The organism is Verrucosispora sp. WMMA2044 (assembly GCF_027497155.1).
Taxonomy (GTDB): Bacteria; Actinomycetota; Actinomycetes; order Mycobacteriales; family Micromonosporaceae; genus Micromonospora; species Micromonospora palythoicola.
The window spans coordinates 252,534-272,893 of record NZ_CP114913.1 but is presented as its reverse complement, the minus strand read 5'-3'; the positions used below and the strand labels follow the sequence as shown (position 1 = coordinate 272,893).

At 69.8% G+C, this 20,360-nt stretch carries 16 protein-coding genes and 1 pseudogene; 5 read left to right on the top strand and 12 right to left on the bottom strand.

Annotated features, from left to right (window positions below; genetic code table 11):
* Positions 1-31 precede the first annotated feature (31 nt).
* The 3 genes from sucD to O3597_RS01290 form a co-directional block, all read right to left on the bottom strand.
* Complete coding sequence (gene sucD / locus O3597_RS01300; protein WP_164447808.1) at positions 32-919, bottom strand: succinate--CoA ligase subunit alpha; 888 nt, start codon at positions 917-919, stop codon at positions 32-34.
* A gap of 3 nt (positions 920-922) precedes the next feature.
* Positions 923-2,101 carry an ADP-forming succinate--CoA ligase subunit beta gene (gene sucC, locus O3597_RS01295; protein WP_164447809.1) on the bottom strand — a complete coding sequence of 393 codons (1,179 nt, stop codon included), beginning with the start codon at positions 2,099-2,101 and terminating at the stop codon, positions 923-925.
* 521 nt (positions 2,102-2,622) lie between these two features.
* Complete coding sequence (locus O3597_RS01290) at positions 2,623-3,027, bottom strand: cobalamin B12-binding domain-containing protein (RefSeq protein ID WP_164447810.1); 405 nt, start codon at positions 3,025-3,027, stop codon at positions 2,623-2,625.
* Between the two features lie 471 nt (positions 3,028-3,498).
* Here O3597_RS01290 and O3597_RS01285 point away from each other — a divergent pair, with 471 nt between their 5' ends.
* Positions 3,499-4,212: a M23 family metallopeptidase gene (locus tag O3597_RS01285; protein ID WP_164447811.1), complete on the top strand. Its 714-nt coding sequence runs from the start codon at positions 3,499-3,501 to the stop codon at positions 4,210-4,212.
* Positions 4,213-4,556: 344 nt separating this feature from the next.
* The gene (locus O3597_RS01280; RefSeq protein WP_281603044.1) at positions 4,557-5,273 is read left to right on the top strand and encodes a M23 family metallopeptidase; all 717 of its coding nucleotides are present in this window, start codon (positions 4,557-4,559) and stop codon (positions 5,271-5,273) included.
* A gap of 5 nt (positions 5,274-5,278) precedes the next feature.
* Here O3597_RS01280 and pcrA read toward each other — a convergent pair whose 3' ends face one another.
* Entirely contained in the window at positions 5,279-7,681 is a 2,403-nt protein-coding gene (pcrA, locus tag O3597_RS01275) for a DNA helicase PcrA (RefSeq protein ID WP_281603043.1), read from the bottom strand.
* A 295-nt stretch (positions 7,682-7,976) separates the two neighbouring features.
* Between pcrA and O3597_RS01270 the strand changes: the two genes are divergently transcribed.
* Positions 7,977-8,303, top strand: a complete 327-nt coding sequence (locus O3597_RS01270) for a chorismate mutase (RefSeq protein WP_208020912.1) — start codon at positions 7,977-7,979, stop codon at positions 8,301-8,303.
* A 147-nt stretch (positions 8,304-8,450) separates the two neighbouring features.
* Here the strand turns inward: O3597_RS01270 and O3597_RS01265 are convergent, their stop codons facing one another.
* The 8 genes from O3597_RS01265 to O3597_RS01230 all read right to left on the bottom strand — a co-directional run bounded on the left by O3597_RS01265 (position 8,451) and on the right by O3597_RS01230 (position 18,114).
* The gene (locus O3597_RS01265; RefSeq protein WP_164447815.1) at positions 8,451-9,461 is read right to left on the bottom strand and encodes a dipeptide ABC transporter ATP-binding protein; all 1,011 of its coding nucleotides are present in this window, start codon (positions 9,459-9,461) and stop codon (positions 8,451-8,453) included.
* A complete protein-coding gene (locus tag O3597_RS01260) occupies positions 9,454-10,491 on the bottom strand; it encodes an ABC transporter ATP-binding protein (RefSeq protein ID WP_164447816.1) in 1,038 nt (345 codons plus the stop codon). Before O3597_RS01260 ends, O3597_RS01265 begins: the two co-directional genes overlap by 8 nt.
* Positions 10,492-10,575: 84 nt before the next feature.
* Complete coding sequence (locus O3597_RS01255) at positions 10,576-11,511, bottom strand: ABC transporter permease (RefSeq protein WP_164447817.1); 936 nt, start codon at positions 11,509-11,511, stop codon at positions 10,576-10,578.
* Positions 11,512-11,583: 72 nt separating this feature from the next.
* Positions 11,584-12,645, bottom strand: coding sequence for an ABC transporter permease (locus O3597_RS01250; RefSeq protein WP_164447818.1), 1,062 nt, complete (start codon positions 12,643-12,645; stop codon positions 11,584-11,586).
* A 100-nt stretch (positions 12,646-12,745) separates the two neighbouring features.
* Complete coding sequence (locus O3597_RS01245) at positions 12,746-14,383, bottom strand: ABC transporter substrate-binding protein (RefSeq protein WP_164447819.1); 1,638 nt, start codon at positions 14,381-14,383, stop codon at positions 12,746-12,748.
* A 418-nt stretch (positions 14,384-14,801) separates the two neighbouring features.
* A complete protein-coding gene (locus tag O3597_RS01240) occupies positions 14,802-15,986 on the bottom strand; it encodes a thioester domain-containing protein (protein WP_164447820.1) in 1,185 nt (394 codons plus the stop codon).
* A 176-nt stretch (positions 15,987-16,162) separates the two neighbouring features.
* Complete coding sequence (locus tag O3597_RS01235) at positions 16,163-16,849, bottom strand: response regulator transcription factor (protein ID WP_164447933.1); 687 nt, start codon at positions 16,847-16,849, stop codon at positions 16,163-16,165.
* Positions 16,849-18,114: an ATP-binding protein gene (locus O3597_RS01230; RefSeq protein ID WP_164447934.1), complete on the bottom strand. Its 1,266-nt coding sequence runs from the start codon at positions 18,112-18,114 to the stop codon at positions 16,849-16,851. The genes O3597_RS01235 and O3597_RS01230 overlap by 1 nt, the downstream gene beginning before the upstream one ends.
* Before the next feature lie 170 nt (positions 18,115-18,284).
* On the opposite strand from O3597_RS01230, the gene O3597_RS01225 reads away from it, so the two are divergent.
* Both O3597_RS01225 and O3597_RS28505 read left to right on the top strand, forming a co-directional pair.
* Positions 18,285-20,030, top strand: coding sequence for a PspC domain-containing protein (locus O3597_RS01225; RefSeq protein WP_281603042.1), 1,746 nt, complete (start codon positions 18,285-18,287; stop codon positions 20,028-20,030).
* Positions 20,027-20,236, top strand: a pseudogene (locus O3597_RS28505) (hypothetical protein); the annotation flags it as partial. The gene O3597_RS01225 and the pseudogene O3597_RS28505, both read left to right, overlap by 4 nt.
* Positions 20,237-20,360: the final 124 nt, after the last annotated feature.

Genomic DNA, 20,360 nt, shown 5'->3' with positions numbered 1-20,360 from the left:
TCCGGTCGGCCCCTCAGCGCGTGTTTCCCGCTCAGCCCGCGGACATGATCTCGCGCATCAGGTTGGCCGTCTCGGTCGGCGTCTTGCCGACCTTCACGCCCACCGCCTCCAGCGCCGCCTTCTTGGCGTCGGCGGTGCCCGCCGAGCCGGAGATGATCGCACCGGCGTGCCCCATGGTCTTGCCGGGCGGGGCGGTGAACCCGGCGATGTAGCCGACCACCGGCTTGCTCACGTTGGCCTTGATGAACTCGGCCGCCCGCTCCTCGGCGTCGCCACCGATCTCACCGATCATGACGATGGCGTCGGTGTCCGGGTCGGCCTCGAACGCGGCCAGCGCGTCGATGTGGGTCGTCCCGATGATCGGATCGCCACCGATGCCGACACAGGTCGAGAAGCCGATGTCGCGCAGCTCGTACATCATCTGGTAGGTCAGCGTGCCGCTCTTGCTGACCAGACCGATCCGGCCGGAGCCGGTGATGTCCGCCGGGATGATGCCGGCGTTCGAGGCACCCGGCGAGGCGATGCCGGGGCAGTTCGGGCCGATGATCCGGGTCCGCTCGCCCTTGGCGACGTTGTACGCCCAGAAGGCGGCGGTGTCGTGCACCGGCACCCCCTCGGTGATCACCACGGCCAGCGGGATCTCGGCGTCGATCGCCTCGATGACCGCGGCCTTGGTGAACTGCGGCGGTACGAAGATGACCGTGACATCCGCGCCGGTGTCCTTCATCGCGTCGGCGACGCCGGCGAAGACCGGCAGCTCGGTGCCGTCGAAGTCGACGGTGGTGCCCGCCTTGCGCGGGTTGACACCGCCCACCACGGTCGTGCCGGCGGCGAGCATCCGGCGGGTGTGCTTGGAACCCTCGGAACCGGTCATCCCCTGGACGATGACCTTCGAGTCCTTGGTCAGCCAGATAGCCATGTGTCAGACCCCCGCAGCCGCCAGCTCGGCGGCCCGCTCGGCCGCGCCGTCCATGGTGTCGACCCGCTCGATCAGCGGGTTGTTCGCGCCGTCGAGGATCGCCCGACCGGCCTCGGCGTTGTTGCCGTCGAGGCGGACGACGAGCGGCTTGGTGACCTGCTCGCCCCGCTGCTCCAGCAGCTCCAGCGCCTGCACGATGCCGTTGGCGACCGCGTCGCAGGCGGTGATGCCGCCGAAGACGTTCACGAAGACGCTCTTGACCGACGGGTCGGAGAGCACGATCTCCAGTCCGTTGGCCATCACCGCGGCGCTCGCACCGCCGCCGATGTCGAGGAAGTTGGCCGGCTTGACGTTGCCGTGCCGCTCCCCGGCGTAGGCGACCACGTCGAGGGTCGACATGACCAGGCCGGCCCCGTTGCCGATGATGCCCACCTCGCCGTCGAGCTTGACGTAGTTGAGGTCCTTCTCCTTGGCCGCCTGCTCCAGGGGGTCCACCGTCGCCTGGTCGACAAGTGCCTCGTGGTCGGGGTGCCGGAAGCCGGCGTTCTCGTCCAGCGACACCTTGGCGTCCAGCAGCAGCAGCTTGCCCTCGGCGGTCTTGGCCAGCGGGTTCACCTCCACCAGGGTGGCGTCCTCGGCGACGAAGGCCCGCCACAGGCCGACCGCGACGTCGACGACCTGGTCGGCGACCTCGGCCGGGAAGCCGGCCGCCTCGACGATCTCCCGCGCCTTCGCCTCGTCCACGCCCTTGACGGCGTCGATCGGCGCCTTGACGACCTTCTCCGGGGTCTCGGCGGCGACCTGCTCGATGTCCATACCGCCGGCGACGCTGGCGATGCAGAGGAACGTGCGGTTCGCCCGATCGAGCAGGTACGAGAAGTAGTACTCCTCGGCCACGTCCGCGGTCACCGTGATCATGACCTTGTGGACGGTGTGACCCTTGATGTCCATGCCGAGGATGTCGGTGGCGCGGGCCACCGTCTCCTCCGCGCCCTCGGCCAGCTTGACGCCGCCCGCCTTGCCTCGTCCGCCGACCTTCACCTGTGCCTTGACGACCACCCGGCCGCCGAGGCGTTCGGCGATCGCGCGGGCCTCCTCCGGGGTCGTGGCGACGCCGCCGGCGAGCACGGGAAGTCCGTGCCGCTCGAACAGGTCCCGCCCCTGGTACTCGTACAGGTCCACGATTGCGCGTCCCGTCCCGTCTCTGCGGCGCACCGTCGCGCCGCCACCAGCGTATGGAAAGAAAACAGTGTGATGCCCGACATCAGTTGAAGTTGACGCAGGCGGTCGAACCCTCGCCACCGCGACCACGCGCCGCCGCCGACCTGACGGTGCGGCCCGCAAGGGGAGGTCGGAAAGGGTTCATTGGGCGCAGCCTAGCGATGCCGGCACCTCCGGCAACCGAGCGGGTGTGTGGTGTGCGGTAATGCACAAACCAGGTTGGCGTCGGGTCACACCGGAGCGCACCCGTCAGGGCGCGGACCGAGCCACGTCACCCGTTCGAGCGATCTTGCCTGGGTGGTGACGGTTCTCCGCGGTCCCGCGTAACCCCGCTGGAGGGACGTCGTTGAGTCAGGTGTCGGAGCGCTGGTGAGCGCGAAGACGGAAACGGCCGATGCCCTGTCGGTCGAGGGGTGGCGGCGGGGCATCGTGCATAGAGGGGCCGGACGTGTGAGGGGTGCGTCCGGCCCCTCCCCCTGTGCTCAGGCCACCGGCTGGGCGACGTTGTCCCGCACCCACTCCACGATGGACGTGGTGGTGGCGCCCGGGGTGAAGATCTTGGCCACGCCGAGCCGCTCCAACTCCGGCAGGTCGGCCTCCGGGATGATGCCCCCGCCGAAGACGACGATGTCCCGGGCCTGCCGTTCGTCGAGCAGTTCGAGGACCCGGCGGAACAGCGTCATGTGCGCCCCGGAGAGCACCGAGAGGCCGACCGCGTCGGCGTCCTCCTGGATCGCGGTCTCCACGATCTGCTCCGGGGTCTGGTGCAGGCCGGTGTAGATGACCTCCATGCCGGCGTCGCGGAGAGCCCGCGCCACCACCTTGGCACCACGGTCGTGGCCGTCCAGGCCCGGCTTGGCGACGACGACCCGAACACGAGAGCTCATCTGGGCATCCCTTTCACCGGCTCTGCGGCATTCACCTGAACGAACGGTAACCCGCCCGGCCTCGGCCGGGGAACCGGGGCCGGCAGGGCGAGCGGTAAACAGGGGTCGCCGTACGGATTCGCCGCAACCCCCTGCCGCGTCACGTAGGTACCACTGTCACCTCACGCAGAGGCACGACGGGCACGGGGGGCGTCAAGCGGGACGCCTCCGCCGATCGGTCACGGTGTGCGACGAACGGAGGATAACGAGGACACTCCACTACACCCGCGAGCCATGACAATCTCGGACGGAAGCGGACAGAACGTTGCAAGCAATTCGGCGTTCCGGCTTGTGACGGGACTGACGGTTGGCTACCGTGTCCACGGTTGTCATCAGGTCTACGGACGGGTGACGACGCGACCAGCCGACGGACGGTCACCAGATCCGGACGACGGTTGATCCGCATCGGAACCCCGACAACGGAGGGTATGCGTGCGCCAGCGCCTGTCGTCTGAGCCCGATCGATATCGCGGCCGCCGCCGCGTACCCACACCCCCGCGCAGCCGCTACGCCGCGGTCGTCACCACCGCCTTCGTCGGCGCCGGTGTGGTGGCGCTGGGAGCCAGCGCGATGCCGGACGCCAAGAGCGTCAGCCCGACGGTGCTCGACGAGCTCAAGCAGGCCTCGATCAGCAACCAGGGCGTGGCCGACCGGGCCGACGCCGCCGACCGGGCCTCCCGGGACGGCCGCGATGCCCCGGAGAGCGTCGAGGACACCGGCGTCTGGCTGTTGCCCCTGCAGGGCTACGACTTCAACTCCCCCTACGGCATGCGCTGGGGCAAGCTGCACACCGGCGTGGACCTGGTGGCGCCGGAGGGCACCCCGTACGTCGCGATCCACGAGGGCACCGTCACCAAGGCCGGCTGGTTCGGCGGCTACGGGAACGCGGTGATCGTCCAGCACGCCGACGGCAGCGAAGCCATCTACGGCCACTCCTCCGCGCTCAGTGTGCGCGAGGGGCAGCAGGTCAAGGCCGGTGACCAGCTCGGCCTGGTCGGCAACACCGGTCACTCCTACGGTTCCCACCTGCACCTGGAGATCCATGTCAAGGGGGAGCCACTCGACCCGGTGCCGTGGCTGCAGGAGCGCGGAGTGGACATCAAGCTGCAAGTCGAGGCAATCTACAGCGAGGTAGCCGCGTCCTGACCGGCCGTGACGTCCGTTGACCGCCCGGATCTGTCGATCCGGGCGGTTTCGCGTGATGCCCGGGACGGACAAGTGTCCCAGCTCACTCCGACAACTGTGACGGACGGCACAACGGCCGACCAGATCAGCATCGGGCAGTCGGGACCAGTCCGGCACGAAGACGGACAGCGGCGCCGGCCACCGCCCGCGCCGCTCACACCCCCGGTACCCGGCACCGCCCGGACCGACACCAGGATTTCGAGGTCACGTACCACTCGAAGCCAGTGAGGTCCGTACCCGTGCAGGACGACAGCCCCACCCCTACCCGCGAGATCCCCCACGCCCCGGCACGCCACCGTCGACGGATGAGCCGGCGTTCCCGCCTGCTGGCTGTCGGTGCGGTCGCCCTGGCGGCGCTCGGCGTCGGCGGTGTCGTCCTGACCGACCGCGATGAGCGGCCGACCACCAGCCCGGTCGCCCTGGACCCAGCGACCCGGGCAGCGGCCGCCGAGCGGGCCGACCGGTCGGCCCGCCAGCCCGCCGCCTCGGGCAGCCCGTCGCCGAGCGCCAGCCCCACCGCGAAGCCCAGCCCGAAGCCGAAGGCCAGCCGGACGGCCACCGCCAAGCCGAAGCCGAAGCCGAAGCCGAAGCCGAAGAAGAGTACGAAGCCGAAATCCTCCTGGGTCCTGCCGATGTCCGGAGGTGCGGTCACCTCCTGCTACGGACCCCGGTGGGGCACCCTGCACGCCGGCATCGACTTCGCCATGCCCGCCGGCACCCCGGTGCGCGCCGCCTTCGGTGGCACCGTGACCAAGGCCGGCGACGTCGGTGACGGGTACGGCATCTCGGTGGTCATCGACCACGGCAACGGCTACCTCACCCACTACGCCCACCTGAGCACGGCCAGGGTGAGCGTGGGCGCGAAGGTCAGCACCGGGCAGACGATCGGTCTGGAGGGCTCCACGGGCGACTCCACCGGCCCGCACCTGCACTTCGAGGTGCACCAGGGTCAGATGTGGAACCAGATCGACCCGGCGCCCTTCCTACGCGCTCGGGGCATCGACGTGGCCTGCTCCGGCTGACCGGGTCAGATCTTCTCGATCGGGGCGTGGCGCAGCACCAACCACAGCGTCTGGTCGCCGAAGTCGATCTGCGCCCGGGCACCCGGGCCGTGCCCCTCCACGGTCACCACCCGGCCGAGACCGTACCGCTGGTGGTTGACCCGGTCCCCGGCGGTGACCTTCGGCCCCTGCGGCAGCTCGCTCGCGGTGGCCAACCGACTGCCGTCCACCCCGAGCTTGCGGGCCAGCTGGACCGCCCGGGGCGTACCGCCGGCAAAACCACCGCGACCGCCGGGCGCCCGGTCCGCACGGCCGCCCACGCCGCCACCACCCCCACCCCACGAGGTGTACGACCCCTCGGTCCGCTCCCAGCGGACGAGTTCGGGTGGCAGTTCCTCGACGAACCGGGACGGCGGGTTGTAGGACGGCTGGCCCCACGCGGAGCGGGTCACCGCCCGGGAGAGGTAGAGCCGCTGCCGGGCACGGGTGATGCCCACGTACGCCAGCCGGCGCTCCTCCTCCAGCTCCCGGGTGTCGCCGAGCGAGCGTAGGTGCGGGAAGACGCCGTCCTCCAGGCCGGTCAGGAACACCACCGGGAACTCCAGGCCCTTGGCGGTGTGCAGCGTCATCAGGGTGACCACGCCCTGGTGCTCGGGGTCGTCGGTGGGCACCTGGTCGGCGTCGGCGACCAGTGCGACCTGTTCCAGGAAGCCGGCCAGGGTGGCCCGTTCGCCCTCCGCGCCGGTCGCCTCGATCCGCTCGGTGTACTCGCGCGCGACGCTCACCAGCTCCTGGAGGTTGTCGACCCGGCCGGCGTCCTGCGGGTCGAGGCTCTCCTCCAGCTCGGTCAGGTAACCCGAACGGGTCAGCACCGCCTCCAGCACCTCCTCCGGGGTGCCGTCGACGGCCAGCTCACGGGCGGAGTCGAGCAGCGCCACGAAGTCGGCGATGCCGTTGGCCGCCCGGGTCGAGATGCCCGGCGCGTCACCGGCTCGCCGCAACGCGGCACCGAAGGAGATCCGGTCCCGGCTGGCCAGTGCCTCCACACAGGCCTCTGCGCGGTCGCCGATGCCCCGGCGCGGGGTGTTGAGGATCCGGCGCAGGCTCACCGTGTCGTCGTCGTTCACCACCGAACGCAGGTAGGCCAGTGCGTCCCGGACCTCCTTGCGCTCGTAGAAGCGCACCCCGCCGACGACCTTGTAGGGCAGACCGAGACGGATGAACACCTCCTCGAAGACCCGGGACTGCGCGTTGGTGCGGTAGAACACCGCCACGTCGCCCGGTCGGGTCTCCCCGTCGTCGACCAACCTGTCGATCTCCCGGGCCACCCAGTCCGCCTCGGCGTGCTCGGTGTCGGCGACGTACGCGACGATCGGTTCACCCGCGCCGGCATCGCTCCACAACCGCTTCGGCTTGCGCGACGTGTTGCGGTCGATCACCGCGTTCGCCGCGTTCAGGATGGTCTGGGTGGAGCGGTAGTTCTGCTCCAGCAGGATGGTGCGGGCGTCGGTGAAGTCGCGCTCGAACTCCAGGATGTTGCGGATCGTCGCGCCCCGGAAGGCGTAGATCGACTGGTCCGCGTCGCCGACCACGCACAGCTCCGCCGGGTCGAGGCCCTCGGTGCCGGAGACCAGCTCCTTGATCAGGATGTACTGCGCGTGGTTGGTGTCCTGGTACTCGTCGACGAGCACGTGCCGGAAACGACGGCGATAGCTCTCCGCGACGTGCGGATGCGACTGGAGCAGATGCACCGTCGTCATGATCAGGTCATCGAAGTCGAGCGCGTGGGCCTCGCGCAGCCGCCGCTGGTAGAGGGCGTACGCCTCGGCCAGGGCGCGTTCGTTGGGTCCGTTGGCCCGTGCGGCGAACGTCTCCGGGTCGACCAGCTCGTTCTTCAGATTCGAGACCTGGGCGGCGAGACCCCGCGCCGGATAGCGCTTCGGATCGAGGTCGAGTTCACGGGCGACGAGTTGCATCAGCCGGCGGGAATCGTCCGCGTCGTAGATCGAGAAGGTGGACTTCAGGCCGGCCTGCTCGTGCTCGGCACGCAGGATCCGCACACAGGCGGAGTGGAACGTGGAGACCCACATCAGCCGGGCCCGTGGGCCGACCAGGGCGGTGACCCGGTCCTTCATCTCGCCGGCGGCCTTGTTGGTGAAGGTGATCGCGATGATCTCGCCGGGGTGCACGTCCCGGGCGGCGAGCAGGTACGCGATCCGGTGCGTCAGCACCCGGGTCTTGCCGGACCCGGCGCCGGCCACGATCAGCAGCGGCGAGCCCGCGTGGGTCACCGCGTCCCGCTGCGGACCGTTGAGCCCCTCGACCAGCTCCGCCGGATCGAGGCGGCCGGGCGTGGGCCGGTGGGGTGGCAACGCCCGGGCAGGCTCGGGCTCGGGCGGGGACGCGGGGATGTCGAAGAGAGGATGCATCGCACGGCGAGTCTATGCCGCCGGCCCGACATCCCCCGCCCACGGCACCCACCGACCAGATGTGGGGAAGGGACGGCTTTCCTTGCGTGCCACCCCGGAGAGCGGCATACTCGACAGCGTGTTCGATGAGCGCTTCTACTTTTACTACGGCTCCGGGAGTCCGGCAGCCGTAGGTCGCGCCTGATCGATCAGACCTACGAAATGCCCCGGGCTCTCGGAGCCCGGGGCATTTCGCGTCCCGGGATCCGGGCAACGGGCACCACATCGCGAGAGGTACCCGAAGATGACAGACGTGATGGAGCAGAACGGCAGCGCGAACGGGGCCGGTCCCGCCGGGCCCGAGGCTGGTGCCCCGGCCACCGGCACCGCCGAGCCGGACGCCGCCAGTCGGATCGCCGAGATCCGGGTACGGATCGACGAGATCGACCGAGCGCTGATCGAGTTGTGGCAGGAGCGGGCCGCACTCTCCCGGGAGGTCGGTGCGACCCGGATGGCCTCAGGCGGTACCCGGCTCGTCCTCTCCCGCGAACAGGAGATCCTGGAGCGCTTCCGGTCAGCCCTGGGCGCGGACGGCACCCAACTGGCCCTGCTGCTGCTCCGCGCCGGCCGCGGCCCCCTCTGAGCCACCCCACCCGCCTCCCGCACCATCCAGGTAAGTGTGGACCGGGGCGCCGGCTGCTGGTGACGGCCGACGCCCCGAATCACTGAGGAGGCACTACCTTCACCGCTGCTTCCGGTACGGATGGACGGAGCGGCGGCGTCTGTGGGGCTACTCCGACGCGTGCACCACGTCGCGCACCTCGGCGAAGTGGCAGGCGCTCGGGTGACCCGACTTGTCGCGGATCTCCAGCAGCGGCTGCTGCTCGGCGCAGACGTCCTGGGCCTTCCAGCACCGGGTGCGGAATCGGCAGCCCGAGGGCGGGTTGGCCGGTGACGGCACGTCACCGGTCAACACGATCTGATCCCGGTGCCCGCGCAGCCTCGGATCCGGCACCGGCACCGCCGACAGCAACGCCTGCGTGTACGGGTGGGTCGGGTTGTCGTAGATCTCGTCCTCGGTGCCGATCTCGATGATCTTGCCGAGGTACATGACCGCGACCCGGTCGGCGATGTGCCGGACCACCGAGAGGTCGTGGGCGATGAAGATGTACGACAGCCCGAGCTCCTTCTGGAGCTTCTCCAGCAGGTTGATCACCTGGGCCTGGATGGAGACGTCCAGCGCGGAGACCGGCTCGTCACACAGGATGATCTCCGGGTTGAGCGCCAGCGCCCGGGCGATGCCGATCCGCTGCCGCTGGCCGCCGGAGAACTGGTGCGGGTACCGGGTGATGTGGTCCGGGTTGAGACCGACCAGATCGAGCAGTTCCTGCACCTTGGCCCGTCGCCTGGCCTTCGGCAGCACGTCCGGGTGCACCTCGAAGGGCTCCCCGACGATGTCGCCGACGGTCATCCGCGGGTTGAGCGAGGTGTACGGGTCCTGCATCACCAGCTGGATGTTGCGCCGGCCCCGACGTCGCTCCTCGGCGCTGACCTTCGACATGTTCTTGCCCTGCACGAACAGGTCACCCGAGGTCGGCGTCTCCAGCCCGACCAGCAGCCGGGCCAGCGTCGACTTGCCACAGCCGGACTCACCGACGACGCCGAGCGTCTCGCCGCGCCGCAGCTGCAGGTTGACCCCGTCGACCGCCTGAACCGCGCCGTACTGCTTCTTGAAGACGATGCCCCGGGTCAGCGGGAAGTGCTTGACCAGGTCACGGGTTTCCAGCACCACGTCACTCATCACCCTTGACCTCCTTCCAGAAGTGGCAGGCAGCCGTCCGGCTCGGCGACACCTGGTACAGCGGTGGCGCCGGGTCCTGCCGGCAGACCTCCTGCGCGTACCCGCACCGGGGGTTGAAGGCGCAGCCCGGCGGGATGTTGGTGAGCATCGGCGGCAGGCCCTTGATGGCGCTGAGCTCGTGGCCCTTGAGGTCCAGGCGCGGAATCGACTCCAGCAGACCCTTGGTGTACGGGTGGGCGGGGCTGGCGTAGATGTCGTTCACGCCGGCTTCCTCGATGACCCGGCCGGCGTACATCACCGAGATCCGGTCCGCCACGTCGGCCACCACCCCCATGTCGTGGGTGATCAGCACGAGGCCCATGTTCCGTTCCCGCTGAAGCTCGGCGAGCAGCGCCATGATCTGCGCCTGCACGGTCACGTCCAGCGCGGTGGTCGGCTCGTCCGCGATCAGCACCTCGGGGTCGAGCGCCAGCGCCATAGCGATCATGACGCGCTGCCGCATGCCACCCGAGAACTGGTGCGGATAGTCGTTCACCCGCTGCTTCGCCGCCGGGATCTTCACCAGGTCCAGCAGCTCGACGGCACGTGCCTTGGCGTCCTGGCGAGACATGCCCCGATGCTTGCGGAACAGCTCGGCGAGCTGGAAACCGACGGTGAAGACCGGGTTCAACGCGGAGAGTGCGTCCTGGAAGATCATCGCGATCCGGTTCGCCCGCACCTTGCGGCGTTCCGACTCCGGCAGCTTGAGCAGGTCGACCCCCCGGTAGAGGATCTCGCCGCCGGTGATGAAGCCGGGTGGGGTGTCCAGGATGCCCATGATCGCCTGAGCGGTCACGCTCTTGCCGCAGCCGGACTCGCCGAGGATCGCCCGGGTCTCGCCGGCCCGCAGGTCGAAGCTCACACCGTTCACGGCGTGGGCGATGCCGTTGCGGGTGCGGAACTCCACGTGCAGGTCCTTGACCTGTAGTGGCAGCGCGTCCGGGTCGACGCCCGCCAGCGCCTCCATCTTGACGTTCACATCAGTGCTCATGCCGGCACTCCGCTCGCTCCGTGCCCTCGTGAGGCACCGTCGCCCTTGGCTGATGATTCGCTCGCTGCGACTCACTCATCGGACTCACCGGAACTTCGGGTCGAGGGCGTCACGCAGCGCGTCACCCATGAGGATGAAGGACAGCACCGTGCCGACCAGCAGACCACAGGGGAAGAGCAGCAGCCACGGGTCGTCCAGGAAGTAGACCTGGTGCTGGCTGATCATGATGCCCCAGGACTGGGTGGGCGGCTGGAGTCCGACGCCGAGGAAGGTCAACGTGGCCTCGGCGGCGACGAACGAGCCCAGCACGATGGTGGCGTAGACCAGCATCGGTGCGATCGCGTTCGGCAGGATGTGTCGGAACATCAACCGGGAGTTGCGGGCACCGACCGCCTTCGCCGCGTGCACGTAGTCCAAGTCCTTCGACGAGATGACGCTACCCCGGATGATCCGGGCGATGGTCGGCCAGGCCAGCAGGAAGAGCACGGCCGTGATGGTCCAGATGTTCTGCCGCTTGATCACGGTGAGGAACACGATCGCGCCGAGCAGGAACGGCAGCGAGAAGAAGATGTCCATCACCCGGGAGATGACCGCGTCGACCCAGCCGCCGTAGTAGCCGGCGAGCAGGCCGAGCACCCCACCGAACAGCACGATGCCGCTGGTCGCCATCACCGCGATCACCATCGACGGGCGGGCACCGTAGATCGCGTGCGAGTAGTAGTCGCAGCCCAGGATGTCGAAGCCGAAGGGGTGGTCCCAGCTCGGCGCGACCCGGGACCGGTCGGTGCTGCACGCCCGCGGGTCCTGGCTGGTCCAGAGCTTCGGGAAGAGCGCCATCGACCCGACCGCGAGGATGTAGAGAGACGCGATCACGAAGACCGGGTCGCGCAGCAACTGCCGCCGGGCGTCCGCCCACAGGCTCGCGTTGCGCTCCTTGCCGCCCGGCGCGTCGGGCGTAGGGCCGTCACCGGCCACCGGCGCACCGCCGACGGCGGAGCCCGCACTCGTCAGGTCACTCATGTCCACACCTCGTTTCGCTGCACCCGGCCATCAGGAACGGTCGGAAGACCTGCGTCCGCCACCGTGATTCGGTCACTCATAGCGGATCCTCGGGTCGAGCACGGCGTAGAGCAGGTCGACCAGCAGGTTGGCGACCAGGACAACAAGCACCAGCATGGTCACCACGCCGACCACCACCGAGGACTCACCGCTGCGCGCCGCCATCGTCACCAGCCGGCCGATGCCCGGCACGTTGAAGATGGTCTCGGTGACGACCGCGCCGGCCATCGCGGCGCCGATGTCGACGCCGAGGAAGGTGATCACGGGGATCAGCGAGTTGCGGAGCGTGTGCACGCCGATGACCCGCTTGTTGGTCAGGCCCTTGGCCTTCGCGGTGCGGACGTAGTCGGCACGGATGTTCTCCATGATGCTGGTCCGGGTGAGCCGAGCCGTCGTGGCCAGCGAGAGCGCACCGAGCACCATGCCCGGGATCACCAGGCTGGCCAGCGGATAGTCGGGCTTGAAACCAGGCGTGAAGACGCCGACGGAGATCACGTCGGGAATCCAGTCCTGGTCGCGCAGCACGTTTCCGAACTTCACCCCGACGAACTCCCGGACCACCACGCCCAGCACGAAGATCGGCACCGAGATGACGAACACCGTGCTGATCTTCACCGCGTAGTCGGTGAAGCTGCCGCCGCGCAGACCGGCCAGCACACCCGCCGCGATGCCAACGACCGCCTCGAACACGATCGCGATGACCAGCAGCTTCAGGGTGAACGGAATGGCATCGGCGACCAGGTCGGTGACCTCCCGCTGGCGCAGGTTGATGCCGAAGTCGAAGTGGAAGAAAATGTTGCCCAGCCTGTCGAAGAACAGTCCCGGCTCGTAGCCGGTGCCCAACCAGCCGCTGCCACTTTCCGCCTCACGCCAGAGGCAGGGGTCACCCCGCTTGTCCAGACAGGGATCGGCGTAGCCGAGCCGCTCGGTGATCGCCGCAAGCAGCGCGGGATCCGGCGTCCGGTCCCCGAACAGCGCCCGGACCGGATTCCCGCTGAACTGGACCGCCAGCGAGGTCATGTAGTGCAGTAGGAACATGGTGCCCAGCACGGTGGGGATGAACTGGAGCAACCGTCGAATGACGTAGCGCCCCATGACGGGGTCTCCTCTCGGCGCTGACGTGGCGGCAACGATCACCCTGGTGGGGTAACCGTTGCCGCCACGTCGTATTACGGCATGATCAGGAGTCTGAAGCTCAGTTCTGCTTCAGCGAAATCGCACCGTAGTCGGCGTCCGAGACGGCGTTCCAGACGAACTGGTCGACGTTCTCGCTGTAGACCGCGCCAACCTTGTTCCACCACATCGGGATGACCGGCAGGTCCTCGCCGAGGATGTCCTCCGCCTGCTGGTACGACGGGATGGCGGCCTGGATCGACTCGGCCGAGTCACCCTGCTTCATCAGGTTGTCGAAGGCCTCGTTCGAGTAGCCCGAGTTGTTGCTGCCGGCACCGGTGCCGTACAGCGGGTAGAGGAAGGTCTCCATGAACGGGTAGTCCGGACCCCAGCCGAGGCGGAACCCACCGGTGAACTTCTTCTGGTCCGCGGTCTCGAGGTACTCGGCGAACTGCAGGTTGACCTTGAGCTCGTAGTCGATGCCCAGGGCCTCCTTGATCTGGTCACCGACGGCCTGCAGCCACAGGTCGTGGCCGGCACCGGCGTTGGCCCACAGGATCAGCTTCTCACCGGCCGGCCAGCCGCCAGCCTCGGCGAGCAGCTGCTTGGCCTTCTCGACGTCCTTGGTGCAGTACTTGCAGACGCCCTCGCGGGCACCCTCGAAGGTCGGGGCCACGTAGCCGCTGGCCGGGGTGAACCGGCCGTCGAAGACCGCGTCGATGATCGACTGCCGGTCGATCGACAGCGACAGCGCCTGGCGGATCCGCTTGTCCTTGAAGGTGTCCTGGTACAGCGGCATGCCGACGTAGGTGAAGCTGTCACCCGGCTGCTCGTACATCCGGTCGCCGTACTGCGCCTGGGCCTCCTTGTAACGGGCCGGGGGCAGCGTGTAGAGCACGTCCAGCTCGCCGGCCTGGAAGGCGGCGTAGCCGGCGTCGATGTCGGCGAAGATCCGGTACTCGATGCGGTCCGGCTTGCCCGGCTCGCCCTTCCAGCTGTCGCTGCGCACCAGGTTGATGGCGACGTTGTGCTGCCAGCTGCCATCGATCTTGTAGGGGCCGTTACCGATCGGCTTCTCGTTGCACGCGGCGATGTCGTCGACGCAGGCCTGAGCCATCGGGAAGAAGCCCGGGTAGCCGATCGTGGTCGGGAAACCGGAGAACGGCGCGTCCAGCTCGACGGTGAAGGTCAGGTCGTCGACCTTCTTGAGACCCGACATGGTCTCGGCGGTCGGCTTCGGAGCCTCCTTCGGGCCCTCGCCGTCCGGGTCGGCCGGCGCCACGTCCGCCTTACCGGCGATCCGCTTCATGAAGTAGCCGTTGTTCTGGGCGTTCGGCCCGTAAGCGGCGTAGTTCCACGAGCGGAGGAACGCGTCGGCGTTGACCGGCTCACCGTTGTCGAAGGTGTAGCCGCTCTTGAGCTTGATGGTCCAGAGCTTCTGGTCGGTCGAGTCGACCGACTCGGCCAGGTCCATCTCGACCGCGGAGGTCTCGGCGTTGTACTTGACGAGACCGCGGTACAGCTGACGGATCACATACAACGACGGCTCGTCGTCGCCGCCGGACGGGGTCAGGAACGCCGGCTCGGCGTTGTACACCCGCAGCGTGCCGCCGGACTCGCCGGCCGGCTCGTTGTTGTCGTCGCCACCGCCGCTACAGGCGGTGGCCAACATGGCGGTGGCGGTCGCCGCGACCGCCACCTTCAGGAATTTCCCGCGCATGGGAGTGCCTCCTCAGGGCGCTCGGCTCACGAGGGGGTTGTGAGGTGCCTGCAACTGTGACACCCGATGCGCCCAGGCGGGAAGGCGTGTTATCAACCCGATACCCGCCCGGGACGGGGCCGACATCGACCCGCGGGTGCCTCTCCGGCACCCCCGACGCATGGTATGAGCTGCTCGTCAACCACATTTCCACGCTCGGCCGGCCGTCGGATGACGTGGGGTCGACGTCTCCGCGAACCCGCCGGACTATCGACGTGAACCCCGCCACTATTGGCTGGATGCTACCCGAAAGTATGAGTCTGATTCCAGACCGAAAGCCGATCAACGTGGTCGGGTGAAGGGCCTTGTGCCCCGAAGCGATCCGACCCCGGATCCACTCGATTGGGATCCGGGGTCGGACGAGGTGCGGTGTTGGCGATCAGGCCGTGAAGTGAATCCGGCGACGACGCAGCACCAGTACGGTGACCGCACCGGCGACCAGGAGCACCAGTCCGGCGGCGATCGCGGTGACGATCGGTGCACCGGTCAGCGGCAGGCCGCCGTCGTTCGAGGCCGGCGAGGTGGACGGGGCAGGACTCGCCGGCGACTCCTCGGGAGTGCTCGGCGTCGGCTCCGGCGACGGGGACTCCGTCGGGGTGGACGGCGTCGGCTCCGGCGTCGTCGGCTCGGGGCTCGGCTGCGGCGCCGTGAAGGTGGCCTTCGCCTCGGCGGTCACCGTGGCGCCGGTGCTGCCGCCCAGGATCAGCTTCTGGGCCGCCTTGCGCCCGGTGTACAGGAACACCCGGCCGAAGGAGACCGAGTCAGCCGCGGACGCGGTCACGCCGACCTCGCCGGCCTGCTCGGTCGTGAGCCAGAACTGGCCGCCGTTGACGCTCGTGGTCACGGGCTTGCCCTCGGCGTCGACCGCCGACCCGCCGGTCACCGCCAGGGTGATCTCACCCGCCGGCCCCTTCACGGTGAACGGGCCGGCCTTCTCACCGACCTGCGCGGTGGCGCTGGTCGGATCGATGCTCAGCTCGGCCTTCGGCTCGGGCTGGTCGGTGGCGTTCGCGACCAGGTAGTCGTGAACCTTCTTGATCACGTCGTACCGCTGCTTGCCGACCAGGCCACGGCCGGCGACCCAGTCGCCGAGCTCGATGCCGTCGCTGAAGTGCCAGACGGCGGTCTGGGTGCCGAAGTAGAGCAGGTTGCGGCGTACCTTTTCGTTCGTCCCGGCGGGCACGGTGGCACCGGCGGCGGCCAGCAACGCGTCGGAGTCGGCGTTCGGGTACCCGTGAGTCAGCACCCACTGGACCTTCGCCAGGTTCTTCACCTGGGACTCGTCCCAGGTGCCCTCCTGGTACTTCCCGTCGATCGCGACCCGGGTGTGGTAGTCGATGCAGAACGCCGGGAGCAGCTTGCCGTCGATCTTGATGGCCAGCGCCGAGGTCGACTTGACCTTGTTGTCGAGCAGCAGCTTGACGCTGCTGCCCGGCACCGACTTCGCCACGCCGGTGGCCGGGTCCTCGGCGGCGGCAGGGGCGGCGGCACCGAGCGCGAGCGCGCCACCGGTGACGGCGGCGAGCGCGATCCGCGCCCAGCGCCGTCCTCGTTGTCCGTTCATGAGTTTCGTGCACCTCTCGGGCAGGGAGTGACCCGCGTACGCGCGGGCGGCCTGAGTCACCGTTCCTGCGGGATGAGCGGCATCCGCACGCGGGAAGGCGAGGGGCATTATCGGCCGCTGCTTGATCACTTGTCACGCCCTGCGGCGCAATTGGCCGCTTATGCCCAAAAGGTCGCTTATACCAGCCGGCGGTCCGCTGCCCAGCGGGACAACTCGTACCGATTGGACATCTGGAGCTTTCGCAGCACGTTCGAGACGTGCGTCTCGACGGTCTTGATCGAGATGTACAGCTCCCGGGCGATCTCCTTGTACGCGTACCCCCGAGCGAGCAGCCGCAGCACCTCGCGTTCCCGGTTGGTCAGCTGGTCCAGCTCCGGATCGGCGACCGGGGCGTCCGGCCGGGCCGCGAAGGCGTCCAGCACGAACCCGGCCAGGCGTGGGCTGAACACCGCGTCGCCGTCGGCCACCCGCCGGATCGCCGCGGCCAGCTCGTCCGGCGAGATGGTCTTGGTGACGTACCCGCGTGCACCGGCCCGGATCAACCCGATCACGTCCTCGGCCGCGTCGGAGACGCTGAGCGCCAGGAAGCGGACCTCGGGATGGCTGCGGCGCATCGCCTCCAGCACGGCCCGACCACCACCGTCGGGCATGTGCACGTCGAGCAGCACCACGTCCGGCCCGGTGGCCGCGATCCGGCTGACCGCGTCGGCCACCGTGCTGGCCTCCCCCACCACCTCGACGTGCGCGCCGAGTTCGGCGCGTACCCCGGCGCGGAACATGGCGTGGTCGTCGACCAGGAAGACCCGCAGCCGTCCGGGCCCGGTGCCCTCCGGTTCGACCGGTGGTGTCGACTGCTCGGCCATCATCTGTCCCTCTCCGCCGTGGCCGAGTCCCGGGAGATCGGCAGGATCAACCGGACCTCGGTCCCCTCTCCAGGCCGGGAGCGGATCTCCGCCCGGCCACCGTGCCGCTTCATCCGCCCGACGATCGAGCCTCGGACACCGTGCCGATGGTCCTCCACCGTATCCGGGTCGAACCCGACACCCCGGTCCCGCACGAAAACGCTTACCTGCTCGGGCTCGACCTCGGCGTACAGCGAGACGGTCTGCACCCCGGCGTGCCGCGCGGCGTTCACCAGCGCCTCGCGCGCCGCCGCCACCAGGGCACCGATCCGCTCGTCGGTCTCCCGGTCGCCCACCACGACCGCCTCCACCGTCAACGCGAAGGTGTCCTCCACCTCGGCCGCGGCCTGTTCCAGCGCGGCGGCGAGGCGTTCGGTGGGTGAGGCGGTGGGCTTGTAGAGCCAGTTGCGCAGCGAGCGCTCCTGACCCCGCGCGAGCCGCTGCACGGTCTTGACGTCGCTGGCGTTGCGCTGGATCAACGCGAGGGTGTGCAGCACCTGGTCGTGCACCATGGCCGCCAGCTCGGCCCGTTCCTGCTCGCGGATGCGGCCCTCGCGCTCCGAGCGAAGCTGGTTCCAGGTACGCCAGAGCACCGGCGCGGCCACCACCCCCACACCCGCCAGCCCGACCGACGCGAAGATCACACCGTTGATCACGGCGTCGAGGTTCTGTGCCGGGGAGTAGACCGCGGCCACGCCGATGATGCCGACCGCCACCAGCACCCCGCCCCCGACGAAGCGCAGCACGAACGCCCGCCGGTCGCTCTCCTCTATCACCGCGCCGAGCCAGGGCACGGGCATCGACTCGCCCCACTGCCGTCGCCGCTCGGGTGCCGACTGGTGCCAGATCACGCCGGCACCGACCGCGATGATGGCGACCAACCAGCCCGCGGTGCCGGTCGCGCCGACCGAGTCGAAGACCATCACCTGGATCAGCAGCACGCCGAGCCCGATGGCCACGAAGGGCAGCAACTGGCCGACGTCGCGGCGCGGCGGTACGGCGGTGTCACCGGGCCGCAGCGGCACGACCGCCCAGAAGGCCGCATAGAGCAGCAGACCAAGCCCACTCAGCCCGAGCAGCACCATGAAGGCGATCCGGACCCGAACCACCGGGACGCCGAGATGCTCGGCGATGCCGGCGGCCACCCCGGCGCCCATCCGGTGCTCCGGAGCGCGGTAGAGGCGGGGTGGTTGACTGCTGCTGCTGATCGCGAGCTCCCTGGTCAGGACGGTCGGGCCGGACGCGAGGCGAAGTTCCGGCGCCGATCCGATCGTCACACGTGGTGTGGCCACCCGACCACGGGGACGCCCCCGACATTCGGGCAGCCCGGATCTCAGGGTGGGGTCAGGGTCGCCGCCGGAGGACGCTCGGGCCTCGGGCGCAGCAGGATCGAGGTATGACCGACGACGCTGCCCAGCCGTACCGGCCGGGGCCGACCGAACCGGAGCCGACGCCTCCGGCGGCCACCCGGTCGGCCGTACCCGAATCGTCCGGTGCCGGGGCGGACGGCCCGGCCGTGCCGCCCGGCGGGCAAGCGCCCGCCGACGGGACGGCGTGGGACGACGCACCTCCACCCGTCGCCGCCGCGCCGCCACCCGGCGGAGCGACGGCGTGGGAGACCACCGCCGCACCACCGTCCGCCGGGCCGGGGGGGCCGGGCGGACCTGGTGGACCTGGTTGGCCGCCCGGCGGGCATGGCGGACCTGGCTGGCCGGGCGGGCCGCCGGGAGGCGGGCCGGGCGGATCCTTCGGAGGCACCGGCTTCACCTCCCGGTACGGTCTGGTCCGGCCTCGGGAGGGTCGTTACCTGGCCGGCGTCTGTGCTGCCGTCGGCCGGGCCACCAACACCGACCCCGTGCTCTGGCGGGTGCTGCTGGCGGTCCTGGGCTTCTTCGGCGGCGTCGGCATCCTGGTCTACGTCGCCGCCTGGTTGATCATTCCGGGCGAGGGCGACACCGCCTCGCCCATCGAATCCATGCTGGGCCGCGGGCGTTCCAGCATGTCCCCGGTCACGGTGATCATCCTCGGCGTGGTGGTCGCGGTGGGCTTCGGCTTCGTCGTAACCGACGCCTTCCGCGCGGTACTGCTCGGCGCGGCCATCCTGGTCGGCGGCGCGCTGCTGCTGAACCGTCAGCAGCGCGAAGCCCGGCCCCAGTCGGCCGCACCCGGTGCAGGCGTGCCCGCCAGTCCTCCACCGCCCCCCGGTCCGGTGCCTCCGGTCGGCTATCCAGCTCCGACCGGCTATCAGGCGTACCCGGAATTCGGTCGGACGGCCACCGTCACACCGCCCGCCTTCCACCTCCCCGGCTCGACGCCCGGCGTTTCCTCGCCACCGTCGGGGCCCGGCGGACCGGACGAGTCGACCATGCGGTTGCCGTCGGCTCCGGCATGGCCGACGAGCGCTGCCGCGTCGGGCCCGCCGGTCGCCCAACCGACCTACCGTCCCCCGTTCGCGCCGCACGGCCCCTACGCCGGTCCGCCGAAGGTGGCTGCGCCGCCACCACCCAAGTCGAAGCCGCCCCGCAAGCCCCGCGAGCGGTCGGCCCTGGGCGCGGTGACCTTCTCGTTGATCTTTGTCGCGTTGGGGCTGGTCGGCGTTCTCGACCTGCTGGACGTCTTCGGGATCGGCGCGTCGGCCTACTTCGCCGCGGCGCTCGCGGTGATCGGGCTCGGCCTGCTCGTGGGGACCTGGTTCGGCCGGGCCCGCTGGCTCATCGCGCTCGGCCTGGTGACCGCCGCCGCCCTGGCGGTGGTCACGGTCGTCGAGTCCTACGACCGGGTCCGCGGCGTGGACGGCGCGGTCACCTGGGCACCGACAAGTCACCGCGACCTCGCCAACCGGTACGAACAGAGCTTCGGCGACGCGGTGCTCGACCTGCGGGCGATCGACTTCAGCCAGCAGGAGACGGAAATCACCGTCGCCATCAACTTCGGCGAGGCCACCGTGGTGCTGCCACCCAACGTGGACGTCACCGCGGTGACCAGGGTGACCGCCGGTGACGCGAACATCCTCGGCCAGCGGACGCAGGGCATGGACAACCGCCCGGTAGACACCGTCGATCTCGGCCCGGACGGCGCCGGGGGCGGCAAGCTGCGCCTCAACCTGCACGTCAACGCCGGACACATGGAGGTGAGCAGGTGAGGAGCCACCGCACCGACCTGGTCTCGTTCGCCTTCGGGCTGCTCTTCGTCGCCCTGGCCGCCTGGTGGTTGCTCGCTCAGGTGCTCGGTCTCGTGCTGCCACCGGTCGGCTGGTTCCTGGCCGGTGGACTGATCCTGGTCGGCGGGCTCGGCCTGATCGGTGCCCTGCGCTCCAGCCGGTACAACAGCCGGCCGGCACCGGCCGATCCCCGTGCCGACACCGGCCAGGACGACCCGGCGCGCGACACCGGCGACGACGCGGCCGATCCGCTCCCGGACCGGGCGGACGTCGACACCTCGACGGGTGAGCCGACCCCGGTCAGCTCGGCCA